Annotated in this window: 1 protein-coding gene and 1 pseudogene; one reads left to right on the top strand and one right to left on the bottom strand. The window is 46.1% G+C overall.

The window, feature by feature from the left end; all coding sequences use genetic code 11:
* Window positions 1-199: pseudogene (locus tag A3763_RS28275) on the top strand (LPS biosynthesis protein WbpP); the annotation flags it as partial.
* Window positions 200-366: 167 nt separating this feature from the next.
* Here A3763_RS28275 and A3763_RS29950 read toward each other — a convergent pair.
* Window positions 367-649: NAD-dependent epimerase/dehydratase family protein (locus A3763_RS29950; RefSeq protein ID WP_304440794.1), on the bottom strand; the 283-nt coding region annotated here is incomplete at its 5' end.

The raw sequence follows: 649 nt of genomic DNA, 5'->3' as shown, positions 1-649 counted from the left end.
AAAAGCACTAGCTGAGAATGATGTTGATGTTTCGAAAGAGCCAATTTACAGAGACTTCCGAGCTGGTGATGTAAGGCACTCGCAAGCCGATACAAGCAAAGCTAAGGCAAAGCTTGGTTATGCGCCAGAGTATCGAATTCTAGAAGGTATTTCCGAAGCGATGCCATGGTATATTGAATTCCTAAGTTCAAAATCCTAAAAGACGGTTCACCACCGAGAACACGGAGCGGCCTGCGGCCTGCACAGAGAAAAGATTAAAAGCTTTTTTTTTAGAAGTGTCTCAATTCCTTCCTCTGTGCAGCGAAACGCTCGGTGTCCTCTGTGGTTCAATTGGTTTTCTTTAAAGATCAAAACACAAAAGACGGTTCACCACCGAGAACACAGAGCGGCCTGCGGCCTACACCGAGTAAAGATTAAGGCTTTCTTTAGATGTGGCTCTATCCTGTCCTCGGTGCAGCGAAGCGCTATGTGGCTACCAAAGTCTAATTCCTTCCAGTAAGATAAGGCATGAAAATTCGCTGCATTCGTGGTAATCGGGTCTGCGATAGAACGAGGAACGGAGCCAAGCGCTGCTTGGTGTAAAACATAGTCAGCACCTGAAACCGCCTTCTGGCAGGTTTCGTAATCTCTGATATCACCTTCGATAAAT

The sequence above is a fragment of the Oleiphilus sp. HI0128 genome (assembly GCF_001635365.1).
This window is presented reverse-complemented; position numbering and strand designations above follow the sequence as displayed.